General features: G+C 47.8%; 18 protein-coding genes. 11 read left to right on the forward strand and 7 right to left on the reverse strand.

Going from position 1 to position 16,611, the window contains the following annotated elements; translation table 11 throughout:
* The first annotated feature begins 34 nt into the window (after positions 1 to 34).
* From fdhD to OXH00_05130, 6 genes are all read left to right on the forward strand, one after another.
* Positions 35 to 874 (forward strand): formate dehydrogenase accessory sulfurtransferase FdhD, encoded by an 840-nt coding sequence (gene fdhD / locus OXH00_05105; GenBank protein MCY3740378.1) that lies wholly within the window; start codon positions 35 to 37, stop codon positions 872 to 874.
* 90 nt (positions 875 to 964) lie between these two features.
* Complete coding sequence (locus tag OXH00_05110; protein ID MCY3740379.1) at positions 965 to 1,252, forward strand: hypothetical protein; 288 nt, start codon at positions 965 to 967, stop codon at positions 1,250 to 1,252.
* Positions 1,253 to 1,317: 65 nt separating this feature from the next.
* Positions 1,318 to 2,370: a zinc-binding dehydrogenase gene (locus OXH00_05115; protein ID MCY3740380.1), complete on the forward strand. Its 1,053-nt coding sequence runs from the start codon at positions 1,318 to 1,320 to the stop codon at positions 2,368 to 2,370.
* Between the two features lie 81 nt (positions 2,371 to 2,451).
* The gene (locus tag OXH00_05120; protein ID MCY3740381.1) at positions 2,452 to 3,471 is read left to right on the forward strand and encodes a Gfo/Idh/MocA family oxidoreductase; all 1,020 of its coding nucleotides are present in this window, start codon (positions 2,452 to 2,454) and stop codon (positions 3,469 to 3,471) included.
* A 23-nt stretch (positions 3,472 to 3,494) separates the two neighbouring features.
* Complete coding sequence (locus OXH00_05125; protein MCY3740382.1) at positions 3,495 to 4,253, forward strand: sugar phosphate isomerase/epimerase; 759 nt, start codon at positions 3,495 to 3,497, stop codon at positions 4,251 to 4,253.
* Positions 4,254 to 4,255: 2 nt separating this feature from the next.
* Positions 4,256 to 4,981 (forward strand): class I SAM-dependent methyltransferase, encoded by a 726-nt coding sequence (locus OXH00_05130; protein ID MCY3740383.1) that lies wholly within the window; start codon positions 4,256 to 4,258, stop codon positions 4,979 to 4,981.
* Positions 4,982 to 4,998: 17 nt separating this feature from the next.
* Here the strand turns inward: OXH00_05130 and OXH00_05135 are convergent, their stop codons facing one another.
* The 3 genes from OXH00_05135 to OXH00_05145 are packed head-to-tail and all read right to left on the reverse strand — an operon-like array spanning position 4,999 to position 7,379.
* The gene (locus tag OXH00_05135; protein MCY3740384.1) at positions 4,999 to 5,793 is read right to left on the reverse strand and encodes a phytanoyl-CoA dioxygenase family protein; all 795 of its coding nucleotides are present in this window, start codon (positions 5,791 to 5,793) and stop codon (positions 4,999 to 5,001) included.
* Between the two features lie 30 nt (positions 5,794 to 5,823).
* Positions 5,824 to 6,210 carry a VOC family protein gene (locus tag OXH00_05140; protein ID MCY3740385.1) on the reverse strand — a complete coding sequence of 129 codons (387 nt, stop codon included), beginning with the start codon at positions 6,208 to 6,210 and terminating at the stop codon, positions 5,824 to 5,826.
* Positions 6,211 to 6,233: 23 nt separating this feature from the next.
* Positions 6,234 to 7,379, reverse strand: a complete 1,146-nt coding sequence (locus OXH00_05145) for an amidohydrolase family protein (protein ID MCY3740386.1) — start codon at positions 7,377 to 7,379, stop codon at positions 6,234 to 6,236.
* Positions 7,380 to 7,612: 233 nt separating this feature from the next.
* On the opposite strand from OXH00_05145, the gene OXH00_05150 reads away from it, so the two are divergent.
* The 5 genes from OXH00_05150 (at position 7,613) to OXH00_05170 (ending at position 12,569) form a co-directional block, all read left to right on the forward strand.
* Positions 7,613 to 8,389, forward strand: coding sequence for an aldo/keto reductase (locus OXH00_05150; GenBank protein ID MCY3740387.1), 777 nt, complete (start codon positions 7,613 to 7,615; stop codon positions 8,387 to 8,389).
* 47 nt (positions 8,390 to 8,436) lie between these two features.
* Positions 8,437 to 8,949 carry a tRNA methyltransferase gene (locus OXH00_05155; GenBank protein MCY3740388.1) on the forward strand — a complete coding sequence of 171 codons (513 nt, stop codon included), beginning with the start codon at positions 8,437 to 8,439 and terminating at the stop codon, positions 8,947 to 8,949.
* A gap of 316 nt (positions 8,950 to 9,265) precedes the next feature.
* Positions 9,266 to 10,339: an alcohol dehydrogenase catalytic domain-containing protein gene (locus OXH00_05160; protein MCY3740389.1), complete on the forward strand. Its 1,074-nt coding sequence runs from the start codon at positions 9,266 to 9,268 to the stop codon at positions 10,337 to 10,339.
* A gap of 12 nt (positions 10,340 to 10,351) precedes the next feature.
* Positions 10,352 to 11,617, forward strand: coding sequence for a mandelate racemase/muconate lactonizing enzyme family protein (locus OXH00_05165; protein MCY3740390.1), 1,266 nt, complete (start codon positions 10,352 to 10,354; stop codon positions 11,615 to 11,617).
* Between the two features lie 142 nt (positions 11,618 to 11,759).
* The gene (locus OXH00_05170) at positions 11,760 to 12,569 is read left to right on the forward strand and encodes a phytanoyl-CoA dioxygenase family protein (GenBank protein ID MCY3740391.1); all 810 of its coding nucleotides are present in this window, start codon (positions 11,760 to 11,762) and stop codon (positions 12,567 to 12,569) included.
* A 28-nt stretch (positions 12,570 to 12,597) separates the two neighbouring features.
* Here the strand turns inward: OXH00_05170 and OXH00_05175 are convergent, their stop codons facing one another.
* From OXH00_05175 to OXH00_05190, 4 genes are all read right to left on the reverse strand, one after another.
* Complete coding sequence (locus OXH00_05175) at positions 12,598 to 13,473, reverse strand: phytanoyl-CoA dioxygenase family protein (protein MCY3740392.1); 876 nt, start codon at positions 13,471 to 13,473, stop codon at positions 12,598 to 12,600.
* Between the two features lie 27 nt (positions 13,474 to 13,500).
* The gene (locus OXH00_05180) at positions 13,501 to 14,070 is read right to left on the reverse strand and encodes a hypothetical protein (protein MCY3740393.1); all 570 of its coding nucleotides are present in this window, start codon (positions 14,068 to 14,070) and stop codon (positions 13,501 to 13,503) included.
* Positions 14,071 to 14,075: 5 nt separating this feature from the next.
* On the reverse strand, positions 14,076 to 15,434 hold the full coding sequence (locus OXH00_05185; GenBank protein MCY3740394.1) for an ATP-binding protein: 1,359 nt from the start codon (positions 15,432 to 15,434) through the stop codon (positions 14,076 to 14,078).
* 117 nt (positions 15,435 to 15,551) lie between these two features.
* A complete protein-coding gene (locus OXH00_05190; GenBank protein ID MCY3740395.1) occupies positions 15,552 to 16,601 on the reverse strand; it encodes a hypothetical protein in 1,050 nt (349 codons plus the stop codon).
* Positions 16,602 to 16,611 lie beyond the last annotated feature (10 nt).

The following is a 16,611-nucleotide window of genomic DNA, read 5'->3' on the forward strand; positions in this document are numbered from 1 at the left end:
GTCCTGTTCTCGGGCGTGCACGGACTTAAAAATCATGCAACCGACATCCACAAAACTTATTACGCGCTGGGCAGCTGCGGAACCTATGCGGGTCGAAGATGAATTGGTTGTTGAAGAGCCGCTTGAGATCCGGGTCGGACAGCAGAGTGTAATCGTTGTGATGCGAACTCCGGGGCACGATTTTGAACTCGCGGCGGGTTTCCTTTATACAGAAAGCCTCATAACTTCCGGCGATGACATTGAAATTATTGCCTATTGCGATGAAGATGTTACGGAGACACAGGATGGCGGTTTGTCGTCATTGGAGAACATAGTCAATGTTCAACTCACAGAAGAACTGGATCTTGATACGCAATCGGGTTGGCAGCGCAACTTTCACGCGAATGCAAGCTGCGGACTCTGTGGTAAGATGACAATAGAATCTGTGAGGCAACAGGTGTCGCCTCTGAATTCAGGGTTCCATATAAATCAAGCGGTGCTCTATCAACTTAATGACCGATTAAGGACGGCACAATCGGTTTTTGAAAAGACAGGGGGGCTTCACGCCGCTGGGTTGTTTGATGAGACAGGCGAACTCCTGATTCTTAGAGAAGATATAGGTAGGCACAACGCTGTCGATAAAGTTATTGGTCAAGCGTTACTGTCTGATTTGGTGCCGCTTGAGCGGTATATTTTGATGGTGAGCGGTCGCGCGAGTTTTGAAATTGTCCAGAAGGCACTCTTTGCTCGCATTCCGGTTGTCGTTGCTGTTTCTGCCGCATCTACACTTGCGGTTGACCTTGCGCAAGAAGGAAACCTGACGCTGATCGGTTTCATGCGGGGACAGAGTATGGCGGTCTATACTTGCCCGGAGCGTGTTCTCCGTGAGTCTTGAGCGAACGAGAGAAAGTGCACATTTTACTATCTTTTTCAGATGGCGCGTCTCTACAATAGCAAGTAAAACTTAATAAGGAGCAACATTGTCATGGTAAATTTCATTTTAGAGAGCATCCAAAACCTTGTTAATTTGCTATTCCTGATAGCTATTATTGGCACTTTAGGTGTGTCGTGGTTATACGCACATCGGTTGAAAAAGCAGTATAGTACGGACTTTCCATGGAACAAAACAGCACTGATCGTTGGGATTGAAGTCCTGCTTTGGATCGGATTTACCATTTTCTGGGGATTCGTTAAAGCGTTTTGGCTGCCAATTGTCATCGTCGCTATTATAGCGATTGTACTTATCTCGCGGAAGAAGCGGAAGTATGTCTGAGTATAATCAAACGCGGGTGCACTTAGAAAGTGTGCCCAGCAAAACCAACCGAAGGAGAGATTGATATGCGTCGGACGGGGAGAGCCGTGGTTGCGCACGGCAAAGATTTTGAGATTCGTGAATATCCGGTCCCAGAACCTGAACCGAATACGATATTACTCCGTCAGGAACTTGCAGGTATCTGTGGGACGGACCTGCATAACTGGCAGAACGGTTTCCAACAAGAAGTTTTGTTGGGTCATGAAAACGTCGGTATTATTGAGGGACTCGGTGAAGGTGTAGAGACCGATTATGTAGGGAAACCTGTTAAAGAGGGTGACCGAGTTATTTTTGCACCGGGAACCAACTACGGTGCTTACGGATTTCAGTGGAACCCCGACGAGGGACCACACTTTCGCGGCGGGTTTGCGGATTATATGTATCTCAACTATCCGAATACCTGTTTTATGAAAACCGACGCTTCTCCTGAGGTTGCAGTGCTCACGGAACCGTTTACTGTTGGTGTTCATGCCGCGATGCGCGGTGAAATCAAACTCGGCGATACCGTTGTCGTGCAGGGTTCCGGTGCTATTGGACTCGTAACGCTTGCGTGTGCAAAATTGAGCGGTGCCGCGAAAGCGATTATGGTCGGTGGACCCGCCGGACGATTGGAACTTGCGAAACGGCTCGGTGCGGACGTGACGATTGATATTGAAGAAGTCACCTCTGTTGAAGAGCGGACGGAACTTGTGAGAGCTGAAACGCCGCGTGGGGAAGGTGCGGACGTTGTTTTTGAATGTGCAGGTTTTCTCCCGGCTACGCCAGAAGGGTTGGGTTACACCCGACGCAGCGGTACTTTTGTTGAGGTCGGTCACTTCGTGGATATGGGGTCAATTGACTTCAACATTAACCAGTTGCTGATGCGTAAAAACCTTCGGGTCGAAGCGATCTGGGGGAGTAGTTACGAACACTTCGTTCGCGGTTTGCCCCTCCTTGAACAGAGCGGACTGCCTTTTGCCGACATGATTAGTCACCAGCTGCCACTTTCACAGGTTGAAGACGGTTTTAAAGCACTTGATGGTGGGTATCGTATTAACGGTGAAACAGCGATTAAAATAGCGGTTCGGGCTGAAGAATAGAAAAATTTGATTGTAGACACGCTTTTTTTAAGCACACATACATTGCGTGCTGGTTCAGCGCGCCTATAGGAGGCATTATTGATGTCAAAAACATATCGCATTGGCTTCGCGTCCCTCGTGCATGACCATGTCTGGGGCGAACTTCGTCACTGGAAAGCACATCCGAACGTTGAAATCGTCGCGGCAGGCGATGTCAATGCGGAATTACGCACACAGTTTAGTAACGAAACAGGTGTTGAGAACATCTATGACTCTTGGCAAGAGATGATAGAGAAAGAGGAATTGGACGTCGTCCAAGCATCGGCAGAGAATAACGCTGGAGCCGACATCGTTGAGGCTGCAGCAGCAAAGGGAGTCCACGTCGTTTCAGAAAAGCCGATGGCTGCGCGCCTCTCACAGGCGGACCGGATGGTTGCTGCCGCAGAGAGTGCCGGTACTTTACTGATGGTGAATTGGCCCACGGCGTGGAGTCCAGCACTCAATACGGCGATGAATCTCATCCAGGATGGTGCTATTGGTGACATTTTCTACTTTAAGTGGCGTTCTGCGCACAATGGACCGAAGGAAATCGGATGCTCTCGTTACTTCTACGAATGGCTCTACGATGAGGAGAAAAATGGGGCTGGTGCGTTGATGGATTATTGCTGTTATTGTGCTGATATGTGTGCCTACCTCCTCGGTACCCCTCAGCAGGTGACGGCGTTCCGCGGCACTTTTGTGAAAGATTATCCGATTCCTGATGATAACGCTGTCATCGTCATGAAATACGGGAACGCTTTCGGAATTACAGAAGCGTCTTGGACACAAAAGGTCGGTTATGTTACACCGAATCCAGTGGTTTATGGCACTGAGGGTGCGTTGATGGTCAGTGGTAACGAAGTGCATTTGCATCCCGCAGGTAGTGATGCCGAGGTGGTAACGCCTGAGCAACTTCCAGAAGGTCAGCGCAACGCTGCGGAATATTTTATCCACTGCTTAGAGACAGGCGCGCCTATTGAAGGCTTGTGTAGCCCCAAAGTGAGTCGGGATGCGCAAGAAATCCTTGAAGCGGGATTGGTATCAGCAGATAGTGGGCAGGTCGTTAACTTGCCGATATCATAAAAATTTTGGAGAAACAAGACGCAATGAGCGATAGAATTCCGATTGCATTACAGTTGTATTCCGTCAGAGACGATTGTGCTGGCGACCTATCTTTAACGCTCCAAGCAGTTGCACAGATGGGTTATGAAGGTGTTGAGTTTGCGGGTTACTATGACCGGACTGCCGAAGAATTAAGAGATATGTGTGATGACCTTGGATTGAAAGTTGCTGGGACGCACACGGGATTGAACACGCTTCTCGGTGATGAACTTGCCAAAACGGTCGAGTTCAATCAAGTCCTCGGTAATCCGTATCTGATTGTGCCGGGGTTATCCGAAGAATATCGCAATTCGCAGCAGGCATGGCTCAACACAGCGAAAATCTTCAACGGCATTGCCGAAAAAATTGCTGACCAAGGAATGTTTTCCGGTTACCACAACCACACCGTTGAATTTGAATCAATGGAGGGTAAAGTTCCGTGGGATACGTTCGGGAGTAACACCCGCGATGATGTCGTGATGCAAATTGATATTGGTCACACATTGCGTGCCGGTTCTGACCCTGTATCGTTTATTGAACGCTATCCGGGTAGGTCGAAACTGGTCCATATCAAAGAATACTCCGCCACGAATGGCGAGGCACTCATTGGTGAAGGTGAGATCCCTTGGGACGATGTATTCCATGCCTGTGAAACCGTCGGTGGCACCGAGTGGTACATTGTTGAGCAGGAGAGTTACCCCTACCCACCCATTGAGTGTGCTGAACGTTGCATTGACGCTCTACGAAAGATGGGGAAAATTTAAGTTTGCTTGCATCCGATGGTCGTGCCGACACTGTTGAATCAGACCTCTTGCTCTGGTGGGAAGACTTCTACGTCCCTGTTTTCGAGTATGTGCTCCCGAAAATGGGGACTTTGGAAGGAAAAAAGATACTGGAATTAGGGACTGGGACAGGTGGTACTGCGACGCTGTTAGCAAAACGGGGCGCATCTGTTGTCGGGATCGATCTACTCCCTTTTCGGCTCGCTGAAGCACAGGCGCGAGCATCGGAACACGACGTTGGCGAGTCCGTTGACTTTGCATTGATGGATGCGATGCACCTCGCGTTTCCAGACAATACCTTCGATTTCATAATTTCCAAATCTGTGTTGGTATTTACAGAGCATGCGCAAACTGCAAAAGAGTGTTACCGCGTCCTCAAACCCGGTGGAAAGGCGATTTTCATTGAAAATATGCGCTATCACCCGATGGTTTGGTTCTATCGCAAGGTGTTTCTGAAGTATTCGGGAAAATTACGCTATTTCTCAGTCCGAGATATTGAGACCGTTGGTGCTGAATTTGAGAGGTTGGAACATCGGGAGTTTCATCTCTCGGCGGTGAGCGCGCTGTTCTGGCAGAAGTGCATCGTTATTCCAACCTTTTATAGAGCGTCCCTCCGTCTGTTCAAAGCGATTGATACATCTCTCCTTAAATGCCTTCCCTTCCTCAAGCGGCTATGTTGGATCACGGCAATGATCTGCCAGAAAGATTAGTGCGCTGTTCATAGTGGCTATCCGTATTTTAACCAGTTGTCAAAGAGCGGCTTGAGTCGAGGCGGAAGGCTGCCCAGAAAATTAGGTTCGTTGAGCCATGTTTGACTTTCTACCCCTTTATCGTTTGGCGGTGTCCCTTCTGGTGGTGCTACGAGAACGGCGTAGTGTAAGGTCTGTCGCTTCGCGTTTGTAAGGTTGTAGCCTTTGTGAATTATCCTCGAATTGTAAAAGACAATATCGCCTGCTTTTAGTTCGACAGCGAGTTGGTTAGGCATTTCTGCCATTGGTGTCTCTTGTAGTACCTTGCGTTCGGCATCTGTTAGTTCTCGTCGGTGGCTGCCCGGAACGATGTAGAGGGTTTCATCGTCGTAGAGTGCACCGTTGAGCTGCACGTGGTTTCTCAAACCGCTCAGGAGACGTTCAAGCGGGATTTCTCCGTCAGCTGCGGTATCTCGATGCCATCTGATGTGGTAGGGTTTCCGCTCGGAGTTGACAAGCAGGGTACAGAGATGATACCTTAACCGTTTCCCAATAAGTGCTTCGATAACGTCGAGTATCTGTGGATGCGCAAGTGCGTCCACAAGTGCGCGTTCACGAATGCTGGGATGAAAAATATTATTGACACCCCAAATGTCATCGCGTTCACCATCTATGTAGCGTAGGTGATCCGCGTGTAACCCTTCAGCACGACACTTGTGGAGTACACGATCAATAGCACTTCGGTAGGATTCGATGTCTGTTGTGGATAGAGCGTTTTTACGGATGATATAACCATCTTCAACGAAGGCGTTGATTTCTGCAGGCGTTAGCATTTCGGTTCCTCGCAAAATAATGGCGGTTTTTTAAACGGAGTTGTCGGGATAGTAGAGGTCATTAAACTCGATTTCGTTTCCGTCTGGATCGAAGATAAAGAAAGCCCGACATTTGCCGCGCGGGTCGTCAAAATCAAAGGGGCCGCGAGTCCGATAAGGCAAGGAAGCGAATTGCGTAACAAGTTGTTCAATTCGTTCGGTGCTTGTCACAAAGGCGAAGTGCATGGGACCCCCTGCATCATGTCCAGGGCTTCCGGCTTCCTTGAGGACAAGATGTCCGTTTTCTAAGTAGATATAAAGTTGCCGATTGTTCCGTTCTACCACTTCAAAACTGAGTATATCTCGATAAAATTCCGCTGCACGCTCAAGGTTTGCAACTTTAACGAATACTTCTCCAATGCCGTAATAACCGTCCATTGTGTATTCCCTCCGATATTATATTATTGTGATGCCTCTGTGTGATAGACTAACTCGCCGCCGACAATTGTTGCTATCAGATTGATTTCATATTGTGCTGCGTCCCACTCAAAGAGGATTAGGTTTGTTTCTGATTCTACTTGTGCTTTTGCGTTGAGCAGATGCATCGGTTGTAACGTGGCGAGTGATACGGCTTCTTTAAGCGAAATGCCAGCAAATCGGACACTATTTTCAACACCGCGTGCCAATTCGATAGCGGAGCCAGCGAGGTATTCCGTGCCGACCAAGCGGACACACCGATCTGTTGTTAATTCTACAGATCTTTCAGCAAACTGATATGTACCCGGTTCCATGCCAGCCAAGGCCACTGCGTCGCTGACGAGGACGCATCGATCAAGCGTCTTCGCGCGTATCATTGACTTGGCGACAGAAGGTGGTAGATGATGTCCGTCAACGATGAGACTTGCCCAGAGTTCATCGGCACCGAGTTGCTCCCAGATATAGTTGGGGTGCCGTCGGATGAGAGCGTGTGCACCGTTACCGAGGTGTGTTGAAAGTTTCGCCCCAGCATCAATTGCGGCTTGGATATCATCCGCTGAAGCGTTCGTATGTCCCAATGCGACCACAATTCCATTCGCAACCAGTTTTTCGATAAACCGGATCGCCCCGTTTTTCTCAGGTGCGAGGGTTACGATGGAAATATTATCTTCGGCGATGTCCTGCCACTGCCGAAATTCGTTCCAATCCGGCTCTCTGACATGTTCGAGAGGGTGTGCCCCACGTGGTCCGTCCTCTGGAGATATGTACGGTCCTTCAAGATGAATTCCAAGCACGGAGTGGGCAACTAAAGCATCCGCTTTGCATGCTTCTACGATGGCACGCAGGGAGTTGCTAATTCCTTCAAAAGAGGCAGTCACGACTGTTGGACATAAGAAACCGGTGCCGACACGCCAAAGGGCACGCACCATCGCACAGACATCCTCTGGTGTAACGGTGGCAGTATTGAGATCGAATCCTGCGAAGCCGTTCACCTGAATGTCTATTGGGGCAGGGGCGATCCATATTTCGCTGTTGGCGGTGGTCGCTTCACGAATTGACTGAACACGGTCATCAGCGATGGTGATTTCAACGGGTGTGTTATTGAAAAGTGTATGTCCACTGAGTTTCATAATATTTTGATGCATCTAAACAGGTGTTGAAAAAATTGGTAAGGCTTGCGAACTTATCTTCTATGATACCTGAAAAGCGGTTTGTTACCAAGAAAAAAGGCATCTAAGAAAAAAGGGTTGCATTTTTGGGCGAAATTCGGTTAAAGTATATCAAAGAACATCTGAACCAGTTTAGGGAATCATAGTCACACAAACATCTGTTAAAAAAACAACGACTGGATGTGGAGGACACAATGGAATATTTAGCGTACGGGAAAACGGGTTTAGAAATCTCACGGCTCTGCTTCGGTGCGGGACGAATTAAGGATACCTGCGATACCGTTGAAGCCGGTAGCAAATTGATGTTGAAAGCACTTGATGAAGGCGTTACCTTCTGGGATACCGCCGAGGGTTACGGGACGCAACCGCATCTCGGAGAGGCTGTCCGCCAGATTTTTCGGGACGAAGTCGTCATTCAAACGAAGACCGGTGCGAAAGATTATGAAGGTGCCAAGGCGAGCATTACGCGTTCGCTTCAGGAGCTGCAGACGGATTACTTAGATGTTTTATTATTGCATGGCATCTCCACGCCTGAAGATTTGGTGTCCCGTGAGGGGGCATTAGACGCGTTCCGAGAAGCAAAAGCCGCTGGCAAAATCCGAGTCATCGGCTGTTCTACCCATATTCATACAGGTACAGTGATGGATGCCGTAATTGATCACCCTGAAATTGAGGTTATCCTTGCGACAGCGAACAAAGAGGGTCGGATGTTAGAGGGTGGCCCCCTTGACAAGCATCTTGCGTACATCCAACGCGCATACAACATCGGGAAAGGTATCAGTATCATGAAGGTTGTCGTAGCGGGTGATGTTCCAGAGGCAGATATACCGGAATGGATTGAGTGGGGTTTCAATCTCGAAACGGCGCACGCAATTAATCTCGGTATGACAGATTACTCGCATATTACGTTGGATGTTGGACTGGCACGTGCCAGTGCAAGGCGACGTTTGATACAACGCAAGGCTGCATAACTTATCTCTTGTGGGAAAAGTTTGTAACCCTGATGTTTTCATAAAATATGAAACAATTACGCGGTAAACCGCTCAAAGATTTTCTGAAGCAGACAGAACCGCCAAAAAGAGAACTGGTTTTTATCCTACAAGACGTGCAGGACCCGGTTAATGTTGGTTCTGCATTTCGGATAGCGGATGCGTGCCGTGTGAAAGAACTTATCCTAACAGGCATCAGCGCGCAACCGCCGCATCCGCTTGTTCGCAAAGTCGCACGCGGGAAGCATCGACGGGTAAAATGGCGGTATACGGAACAGGCAGCGGACGCGATTGTATCACTCAAAGCAGAGGGTTACACGAGTTGTGCTTTGGAGGTTACAGCGCAATCGATTCGCTATGATGCGGTGGACTATCGAAATAAAATCTGCCTTATCGTCGGACACGAGGACCACGGCGTAACGAAACGAACACTTGCTGTCTGCGATATGATAGTTTTCCTGCCGATGTATGGGGCAGGGGCATCGCTGAACGTTCATGTCTCCTTAGGTATCGCTGCCTACCACATTTTGCACCATCCTTAGATGCGGGTCTACGCGCAACCGTAGGTCTCAACGGTTTCTGTAGGTTGGGTTGAACGGATTGAGAAGACAGATGCGGAGGTTCCAAATACCCGCAAATCCAACATGTTGTTAGATATACTCAAGAATGTAGTGAAACCCAACTTCATACCCTCAAAGTCCCAAGAACTTTAAAACAAAAACGTTGGGTTTCACTTCCTTTCTGTTTGATGTGGCATGTATGGAGAGCACTTCATTTTTCTACGACTTTTCACGGTTTTGATGGAGTCTATTCAACCCAACCTACAATGCTACTCTGAATTCCATAAGGAGATTCTGAATGCCGAAAACGATGCGTGCGATTATGTGTCGCGAACCGTGGGACTATCGTCTTGAAGAGGTCCCGATGCCGGAGGCGGGGCCCGATGAAGTCGTTATTAAGGTGGATGCCTGCGGCGTTTGCGCGAGCGACATCAAATGTTATACAGGTGCACCGCTTTTCTGGGGCGATGAACACCGTCTGCCGTATGTGGAGGCACCTGTTATCGCTGGTCATGAATTCATCGGTGAGGTCGTAGAACTCGGTCCGGGGGCAGCCGAGAAGTATAAACTCGAAATCGGTGACCGCGCTATCGCTGAGCAGATTGTTCCGTGTTGGGAATGTCGGTATTGTCGAACTGGGAAGTATTGGCTCTGCCAGATCCATAATATTTACGGGTTTCAACCGGTTGTCAATGGTGGTATGGCAGACTATATGAAGTTTTCGGCGCGTTCGCTCATCTACAAGGTCCCCTCCGATATTCCAATAGCGAATGCAGCGGTGATTGAACCACTCGCTTGTTCTATTCATGCTGTGCAACGGGGCAACATTGAGTTTGGTGATGTTGTCGTGGTTGCAGGTGCGGGAACGCTCGGTCTCGGTATGATTGGTGCGGCGAAGTTGAAAAATCCGGGTGTGCTTATCGCTATTGATTTGATGCCGAAACGGTTAGAGGTTGCGAAGAAGTTGGGCGCGGATATTGGGATTAACCCGTCGGAAACGGATGCTGTCCAAGAGGTGTTAGATTTGACGGAAGGCTACGGATGTGATGTCTATATTGAGGCGACGGGACATCCAAAGGCGGTTGAACAAGGGCTGCACATGATTCGGAAAGCAGGCACGTTTGTCGAATTTAGTGTCATGCGAGAACCTGTAACGGTAGATTGGACGATCATTGGCGATACGAAAGAGTTGAATATCCACGGTTCGCATTTAGGACCGTATGCATATCCGCTGGCGATTGATTATATCCACCGCGATTTAATTGATGTGAGTCATATTGTGACGCATCAATTGTCGTTGGAGGACTATCTTACAGGATTTGAGATGGTTCAGAAGGGTTCGGATTCGATTAAGGTACAGTTGGTGCCGTGAGGATGATGATAGATGAAAATTACGGAGATTGAAGCGATTCCGTTGCGGGTACCTTACGAAGAGCGGATTCGGAAAAAATATTACCACTTTGCGATGACCGAATTGGTCACCGTCTACAAATTCTATACCGATACGGGTCTCGTCGGTCTCGGAGAAAATCCGGGACCGCCGTTTGATCAGGACGTGTTGGATACCTATCTCGGTACAAACCCATTTGACCACGTCATGGGTGAGGGACGTTTTAACCTTGACATGGCGTGTTACGACCTAATGGGTAAACACCTCGGCTTGCCTGCATGGAAACTGATGGGACAACAGGTTCGACAATGGGTTGCGATGGGTTGGTGGATGCCCTGTATGTCTCCCGAAGATACTGCCGACGAGATTCAGGTTGCCGCTGAACGTGGATATCGCGGTCTGAAGTGTAAGGCACGTGCATTTTACGATGTCATTGAGCAATCGAATGCAATTCAAGAGGTTGCGCCACCGGACTTTCGTGTGGAGTTTGACTTTAATGGTTCGTTGATTAACGTTGAGAAGGCACTGCCTATCTTGCGGGAATTGGAGAAAATTCCGGTTGTTAAGGGTCTTGAGGAACCGATTTTCGCGTATGATGTAGAGGGCTGGCGGCGATTGCATCGGGAGATTCGTATCCCGTTTTATTTGCATGGTGTCGGTGTTATTCGGGAAGGTGCGTCGCGTCAACCCTCTGGTCCTTGGATCGGACTCCGGGCAGGCGATTTTGACGGTGCGCTATGTAGCCACGAGAGCGTGAAAAGTGCCCTGGCATCGGGTTGGGCTTTCGCTGCCGCGAACACACCGATTCTATTGCAGTATGTCGGCACCGGTATCACAGCAGCATTTGCGTGTCATCTGGGGGCGGTGATGCCAACTGCCACACTGCCGGGTGTTACTGCCAGCCATGCTTACGAAGACGACTTAATTATTACGCCACACAAAGTCCAGCGCGGATTTATGCAGGTGCCAGAAGGTCTTGGTTTAGGAGTTGCGTTAGATGAAGATGCTGTGAAACGGTATTCTCAAACGCCTGAACCGCAATGGGAACGACATATTTCTGTTGTCACTTTACCGGGTGGTATAAAGCACTACTACCGAAACCTGCAACAGGCGGAACGCCTCATGAAACAAGGCGTAGATGAATCGTATGCGCCGAGTGTGCGTCTCGACGAGTGGGAAGATGACGGTAGCGAAGCGTTTGATACGCTATTCAAGCGGTTACAGGAGAATGACTGGCCCGTGTGGAACGCATCGGTTTAATGTTGGGTTTCACTACGATACCGATGACCTCAAGGGACATGAAAAGTCGAAAATCAATCCTTTTTTGTGCGTTTTTGGTGATTTCCGTTCAACCCAACCTACGTATTATTTATTTTCTTTGTGAGACAAGGAGAAAAGCAGGATGATGACCCCTGAACAACGGTATCTATTTGATGTTACTGGATACCTCCACCTGAAGAATGTCCTGAGTGCGGAAGAACTGAAAGCGGCACAAGCAGCAGCAAATGAATACATCAATACGCCCACCGAAGAGCTCCCACCCGGATTTGACTCCAGCGAAAAAAACCTCCCCAACGGTTTTGCGTTTGCGAAACCTTTAGAAGCACTCACAATGCACCGATCAACGTGGCCTATCATCAAAGAGCTAACGCGGGATAAACCGCAACTCTTTCGCGGCACGATGATTGCGGATCGGGCGGGTGTGTCGGAGTCGGCAGAAGGACTGCGCTTACATTGCGCACGCGAAGATTTTGGATGGCACTGCAATCGTTATGAAGTCCGGGAGGGTCGCATCTTTTGCGATGATTTTGTCGTTTTTCCATACCTGTACGATGTGCATCCCGGAGATGGTGGGTTGCTTGTCGTTCCGGGTACACACAAGACGCTTTTCGATCGACCGGAACACCTCTTCAACAACGGGAAGATCGAAGATGCCGATGACATTCCACCGGGGGTCCTTAATATCACACCCAAAGCAGGGGATATAGTGATTATCTCTGAACTCCTGACGCACGGCGCGCTGCCTTGGAAACCGAAGGATCGGTATCGTTGTATCCTAACCTTACGCTACAGACCGCAACACCGTGGTGAGAGTCGCGTGTCTGAGGAAGTGAGGGGACGGCTCTCGCCGGAGACGCTGGAACTCATCTCCCGTGCAGACCACTATCACACGAAAGAGATTGTCAAACAGGATGTTGTTACATTGACCTAATCAAGGTTACAAACCCCTCCTACAAACTTTAATGAACGGGTCTCACTGCTGGCGCGCCGTGCTGTTCACACCATTCAGCAAGGGGACTTTCACTGCCGCTGGGAATGAATTCTTTCGTTTTCGTGTAGGGTTCACCGACCAAATACTGCTCAAGTGGCGTGAGTTTATCTAACAACGTCTGTTCTTGTGTCCGATAGTCCATCGGCATCAACCACCGGTATCCGTAGCCGAACATTATACCTTTACGGATCTGGTCGGTTAAGTTCGCAGCTCCCGCATGAAAGGTGCGGTTTTCAAACAGCAAGCAATCTCCGGGTTGTAAACTCGCTTCAAGTGCGCCTTCAGGATCCGCCTGTCCTTTTGGAATGGGAACCCGTTCGAGGAGGTGGTTGCTACCGGGTGCGACAAGCGTCACACCGGAATTGGGTTCACTCAGATCGGTGAAATAGTAGGCACACTTTAGCAAGATGCGTGGCACCTTGTTACCGTGTGTTGTCGTTGCCATGGCGTAGTCGCGATGCCAACCGGGGCTGCGAGTGGTCTCGGGTGTGCCTTGGGGGTCCGGGTGTTTGTATATCAGGTGTGAAGTCATGAGTTGCAAGTGCGCACCGAGCAGCTGAACAACAACGGGGAGGATGGTCTTCTGTGTAAGCAGCGGGATGAAAGCATCGACAATAGAGATACTATTTCGGAAGCTGTCGTATAATCCGTTGAAATTTTGTTGACGGTTCTCGCGCCGATCGCTCGCGATGAGCCGGTCGCTTGCCTCAATGAGTTCGTCGATGGTATCGGAGTCCAGCACATCCCGGACGATGAGATAGCCGTTGTCGTCAAAGTGGCGGATGTCTTCGTCTGAGAGTGGATGCCAGTTGAGGTCAATTGGTGATTCGTTTGTGTGTGCCATTGTTTTTTCTTCTGTCCTTTATATATATCAGGATGCCAGATCAATCAACTTACGAAAATAGATTGTAGGACTTCGTGAAATTTTCAGAAAAAGGTCAGGACGATTATGCAATTCACCCTGAGAGTGAAAGGGTTGTGTTCTTCGCCTGCTCCTGTTAAAGTTAAGGTCTGTGATACTTACAAACCGATATTGATAGTCATCAAGAAATTCTTCCAATTCCCAAAACGACTTTCCTATACATCTGCAGTAACTGACAAAACAGTATGCCCCTTTTAATTGTTGGACAACGTGTGATGCCAGCTTAGAGTCCATCTCTTGTGTTTCAATACAGATAATCCATTTTCTTCCGCGTTCGTCGTTGGATACAATCACGAAGTCAGCTCGCTTGCGTTCACCTTTTGACCCATTAAAAACAGTAAGAGGGTTTTCAAAATCTTCCGCTCTGATAATAATAGAGTTAGGAGGTAATCCCTTTATTTTAGCAGTAGCACCAGATTGAATATCCATTAATTCAACGGAAGGTCTACCCTGTTCTGGTTGTAACATAACTTGGAGGTTGGGATTGAGCATCTCTTGCAATATCTGTATATCATTCACGAAACTTACTCTTCTCCCCAGACAATATCGTCCTGAATCCTGTTCATGTCATCAATTGTCTTATCAAAACTGTGGACTCCAATCCCGAACTTGGGATGAATCTTAGCAGGGACAAGTGTGTGACCTCTTCTCCGTCTCTTTTGACCTTCCTCTAACGGCATTAACGCTTCTTCCGCCACGTATACCTTGACTTGATCAACATTAATCAATTCGTTATCCCGATAGCCGTTTTCCTCGGCAACCCTTTTCAGGTGCGGTTTGTCGTGGTTGAGCATGATGAGTGTATTGAGTTCTTTGACAATGTAATCGCTATGGGTGGTGATGAAGACTTTAACACCCAAATTCACGAGTCGAGCAAAGAGTCTGGCGATACGACGCTGGTTTTCTGGATGCAGGCTTAATTCGGGTTCGTCTACCATCAGCAAATCGCCTTTTTCAGCGACGTGCCGCAGATAAAAACCAATATCCAAGAGTGAACGGACAGCACTTGAGCTTTCAACCATTGTCAATTTGCGTCGCGTACCTTTGGGGATATAGTAGAGTTGGTCGTTTTGTGTAATGACATATTCACCCCCTACAATGTCTGCAAAATCTTCCAAGATTTCAGGATGTTCTTTGGCGATAAAACTCTTGATTTTAGCACTATCCTCAAATTTTTCTATAAATTCCGCGTTATCTCGGATTGGAGAAGAATAGCGCAACTCCCACAGATCAATATTTCGATCCGCATGCCACATTTCCTCAAGCAGTCGGCTTCGGGCAAAGTTGAGTTCTTTGCGAAAAGTTGAGATACCAGTGCGCTCAGCTGAAGCAATAAAGGGTCTGGGGAAGGCATCGAAGAAAATATCGTCAATAATAATAAAATCAATGGCACTTTTTACACTATCGGTATCAATTTCCTCTTCTTGTTTTTCTTTTATCCGCGAAGTAAGTATCGCCTCTTTGCTCCCCTTGCTTTTTGAAAATATAAAAGCTGGGTTTTGGAGGCTTGTGATTATGCTGTTGAATTTTTTATTTTGTATGTCAATCTCATCTGTCGCAAAGTGAAATTCACTATCCTGAAATGAGTCTTCAGGTGCTGCAAAAATTTTATACAATTGCTCAGTATATTTCTTGCATGCTTTCGTAAGCATGTCATCGGTTGCTTCCGACAACTCAATCTTAACTTGTTCTGTCCGTGCCTGTTGGATCTGTGCGTTGCTAATTGGGAATCGGAGAAAATTGCGCCAAGAACTTAAGAAACCGTACAGTGCAGCAGCGGCATAAGTTTTGCCAGTGTTATTCTCACCACAAATGATCGTCAAATCACCCAGTAGAAATTCTGCCTGCTTTAGGATTCCAATGTTTTTTAACTTTATTGTCAGACTCATACTGACACCTCTAAGATTGTTATTGCCGACAATGGCCACGACCTTAAGGCAAGTCTACGGCGACTGAAAGACATTCATAGACAACGTATTTCGATTAGTTTGAGAAATCTCTTATGCCCGCATGTGCCAGAAAGACTCAGACTTGGCAGGAAGGCGACGGTGGTAACCATCGTGACAATTTCTACACAAAGCGATAAGGTCAGAAAGTGGTTCCGCCCCGAGATTTTTATAAGTTTTGTGGTGCACGTACGTCGCTCGTTCCCCACAGATACAAAGATTACGGTCACGATCTAACACCCTTTCCCGTTTCTCTTTCCAATTACGGGATTCAAGATACTTTTCCCTATACTCCTTGTTGGTCATCGGGTTTGAACCTTGCCACAACTTTATCTTTTCTCCCGAATGGATACCTCTGTAGCAGTATCTACACAGTGCTACAAGATCAGAAAGGGGTTCCTGACCAAGATTCTCATAAGTTTTATGGTGAACTTCGGTTGCACTATCTCCGCAGACACAAAGCATTCCGTCACGTTTTAACACTTCTGCTTGTTTTTCTAACCATTCCGGAGTGCCGTGACGTTTCCTCACTTCTGCCCGATTTGCTTCTCGTTCAAGGAATTTACTGTGATGTTCCCAATAGAATCGTTCCCTGTCAGAGCGAATTTTTTGTTCTGTGACCATCAAATTGAATTGGATTGAAGCGAATTGAATGCTATTTACGTTAGGTACTACAATATTTGGATTTAAGCTATGTGCCTTTTTATAATCAGCAATGCCCGCCTCGTATTGATTAAGGAGACACTTCATCTGCCCGCGATAGTAGTAGGCAATTGCAGAATCGGGCTCTGGCTCTGGATCAACACATTTCTCACTGGGTGCCTCATCTTGATATGGACTAATCGGCATATTCGCATAATCACGATGATCCATTATCCTGATGTGGAATCTTGTGGGCCTTTCAGGTTCACAAGTATATTCCGATCCTAATTGCGCGCAAATATTCTTAATAACTCCGAGATGACAATTAGCGTCCGAGTCGGAAACTTTAAGGCATAGTTGATTCGTACCTGCAGAATGATTTTCATCATATTCAAGATAATCGTAATATTCCAGAATCTGCTTAAGGGCATTCACGATTGATTGATTTTCCGATAAATTCATAAGATGAATT

This window comes from Candidatus Poribacteria bacterium, from assembly GCA_026706025.1.
GTDB lineage: Bacteria > Poribacteria > WGA-4E > WGA-4E > WGA-3G > WGA-3G.

Coding starts and splice junctions, on each gene's coding strand:
- fdhD (MCY3740378.1), top strand. CDS start 35: ATGCAACCGACATCCACAAAACTTATTACGCGCTGGGCAGCTGCGGAA.
- OXH00_05110 (MCY3740379.1), top strand. CDS start 965: ATGGTAAATTTCATTTTAGAGAGCATCCAAAACCTTGTTAATTTGCTA.
- OXH00_05115 (MCY3740380.1), top strand. CDS start 1,318: ATGCGTCGGACGGGGAGAGCCGTGGTTGCGCACGGCAAAGATTTTGAG.
- OXH00_05120 (MCY3740381.1), top strand. CDS start 2,452: ATGTCAAAAACATATCGCATTGGCTTCGCGTCCCTCGTGCATGACCAT.
- OXH00_05125 (MCY3740382.1), top strand. CDS start 3,495: ATGAGCGATAGAATTCCGATTGCATTACAGTTGTATTCCGTCAGAGAC.
- OXH00_05135 (MCY3740384.1), bottom strand. CDS start 5,793: ATGCTAACGCCTGCAGAAATCAACGCCTTCGTTGAAGATGGTTATATC.
- OXH00_05140 (MCY3740385.1), bottom strand. CDS start 6,210: ATGGACGGTTATTACGGCATTGGAGAAGTATTCGTTAAAGTTGCAAAC.
- OXH00_05145 (MCY3740386.1), bottom strand. CDS start 7,379: ATGAAACTCAGTGGACATACACTTTTCAATAACACACCCGTTGAAATC.
- OXH00_05150 (MCY3740387.1), top strand. CDS start 7,613: ATGGAATATTTAGCGTACGGGAAAACGGGTTTAGAAATCTCACGGCTC.
- OXH00_05155 (MCY3740388.1), top strand. CDS start 8,437: ATGAAACAATTACGCGGTAAACCGCTCAAAGATTTTCTGAAGCAGACA.
- OXH00_05160 (MCY3740389.1), top strand. CDS start 9,266: ATGCCGAAAACGATGCGTGCGATTATGTGTCGCGAACCGTGGGACTAT.
- OXH00_05165 (MCY3740390.1), top strand. CDS start 10,352: ATGAAAATTACGGAGATTGAAGCGATTCCGTTGCGGGTACCTTACGAA.
- OXH00_05170 (MCY3740391.1), top strand. CDS start 11,760: ATGATGACCCCTGAACAACGGTATCTATTTGATGTTACTGGATACCTC.
- OXH00_05175 (MCY3740392.1), bottom strand. CDS start 13,473: ATGGCACACACAAACGAATCACCAATTGACCTCAACTGGCATCCACTC.
- OXH00_05190 (MCY3740395.1), bottom strand. CDS start 16,601: ATGAATTTATCGGAAAATCAATCAATCGTGAATGCCCTTAAGCAGATT.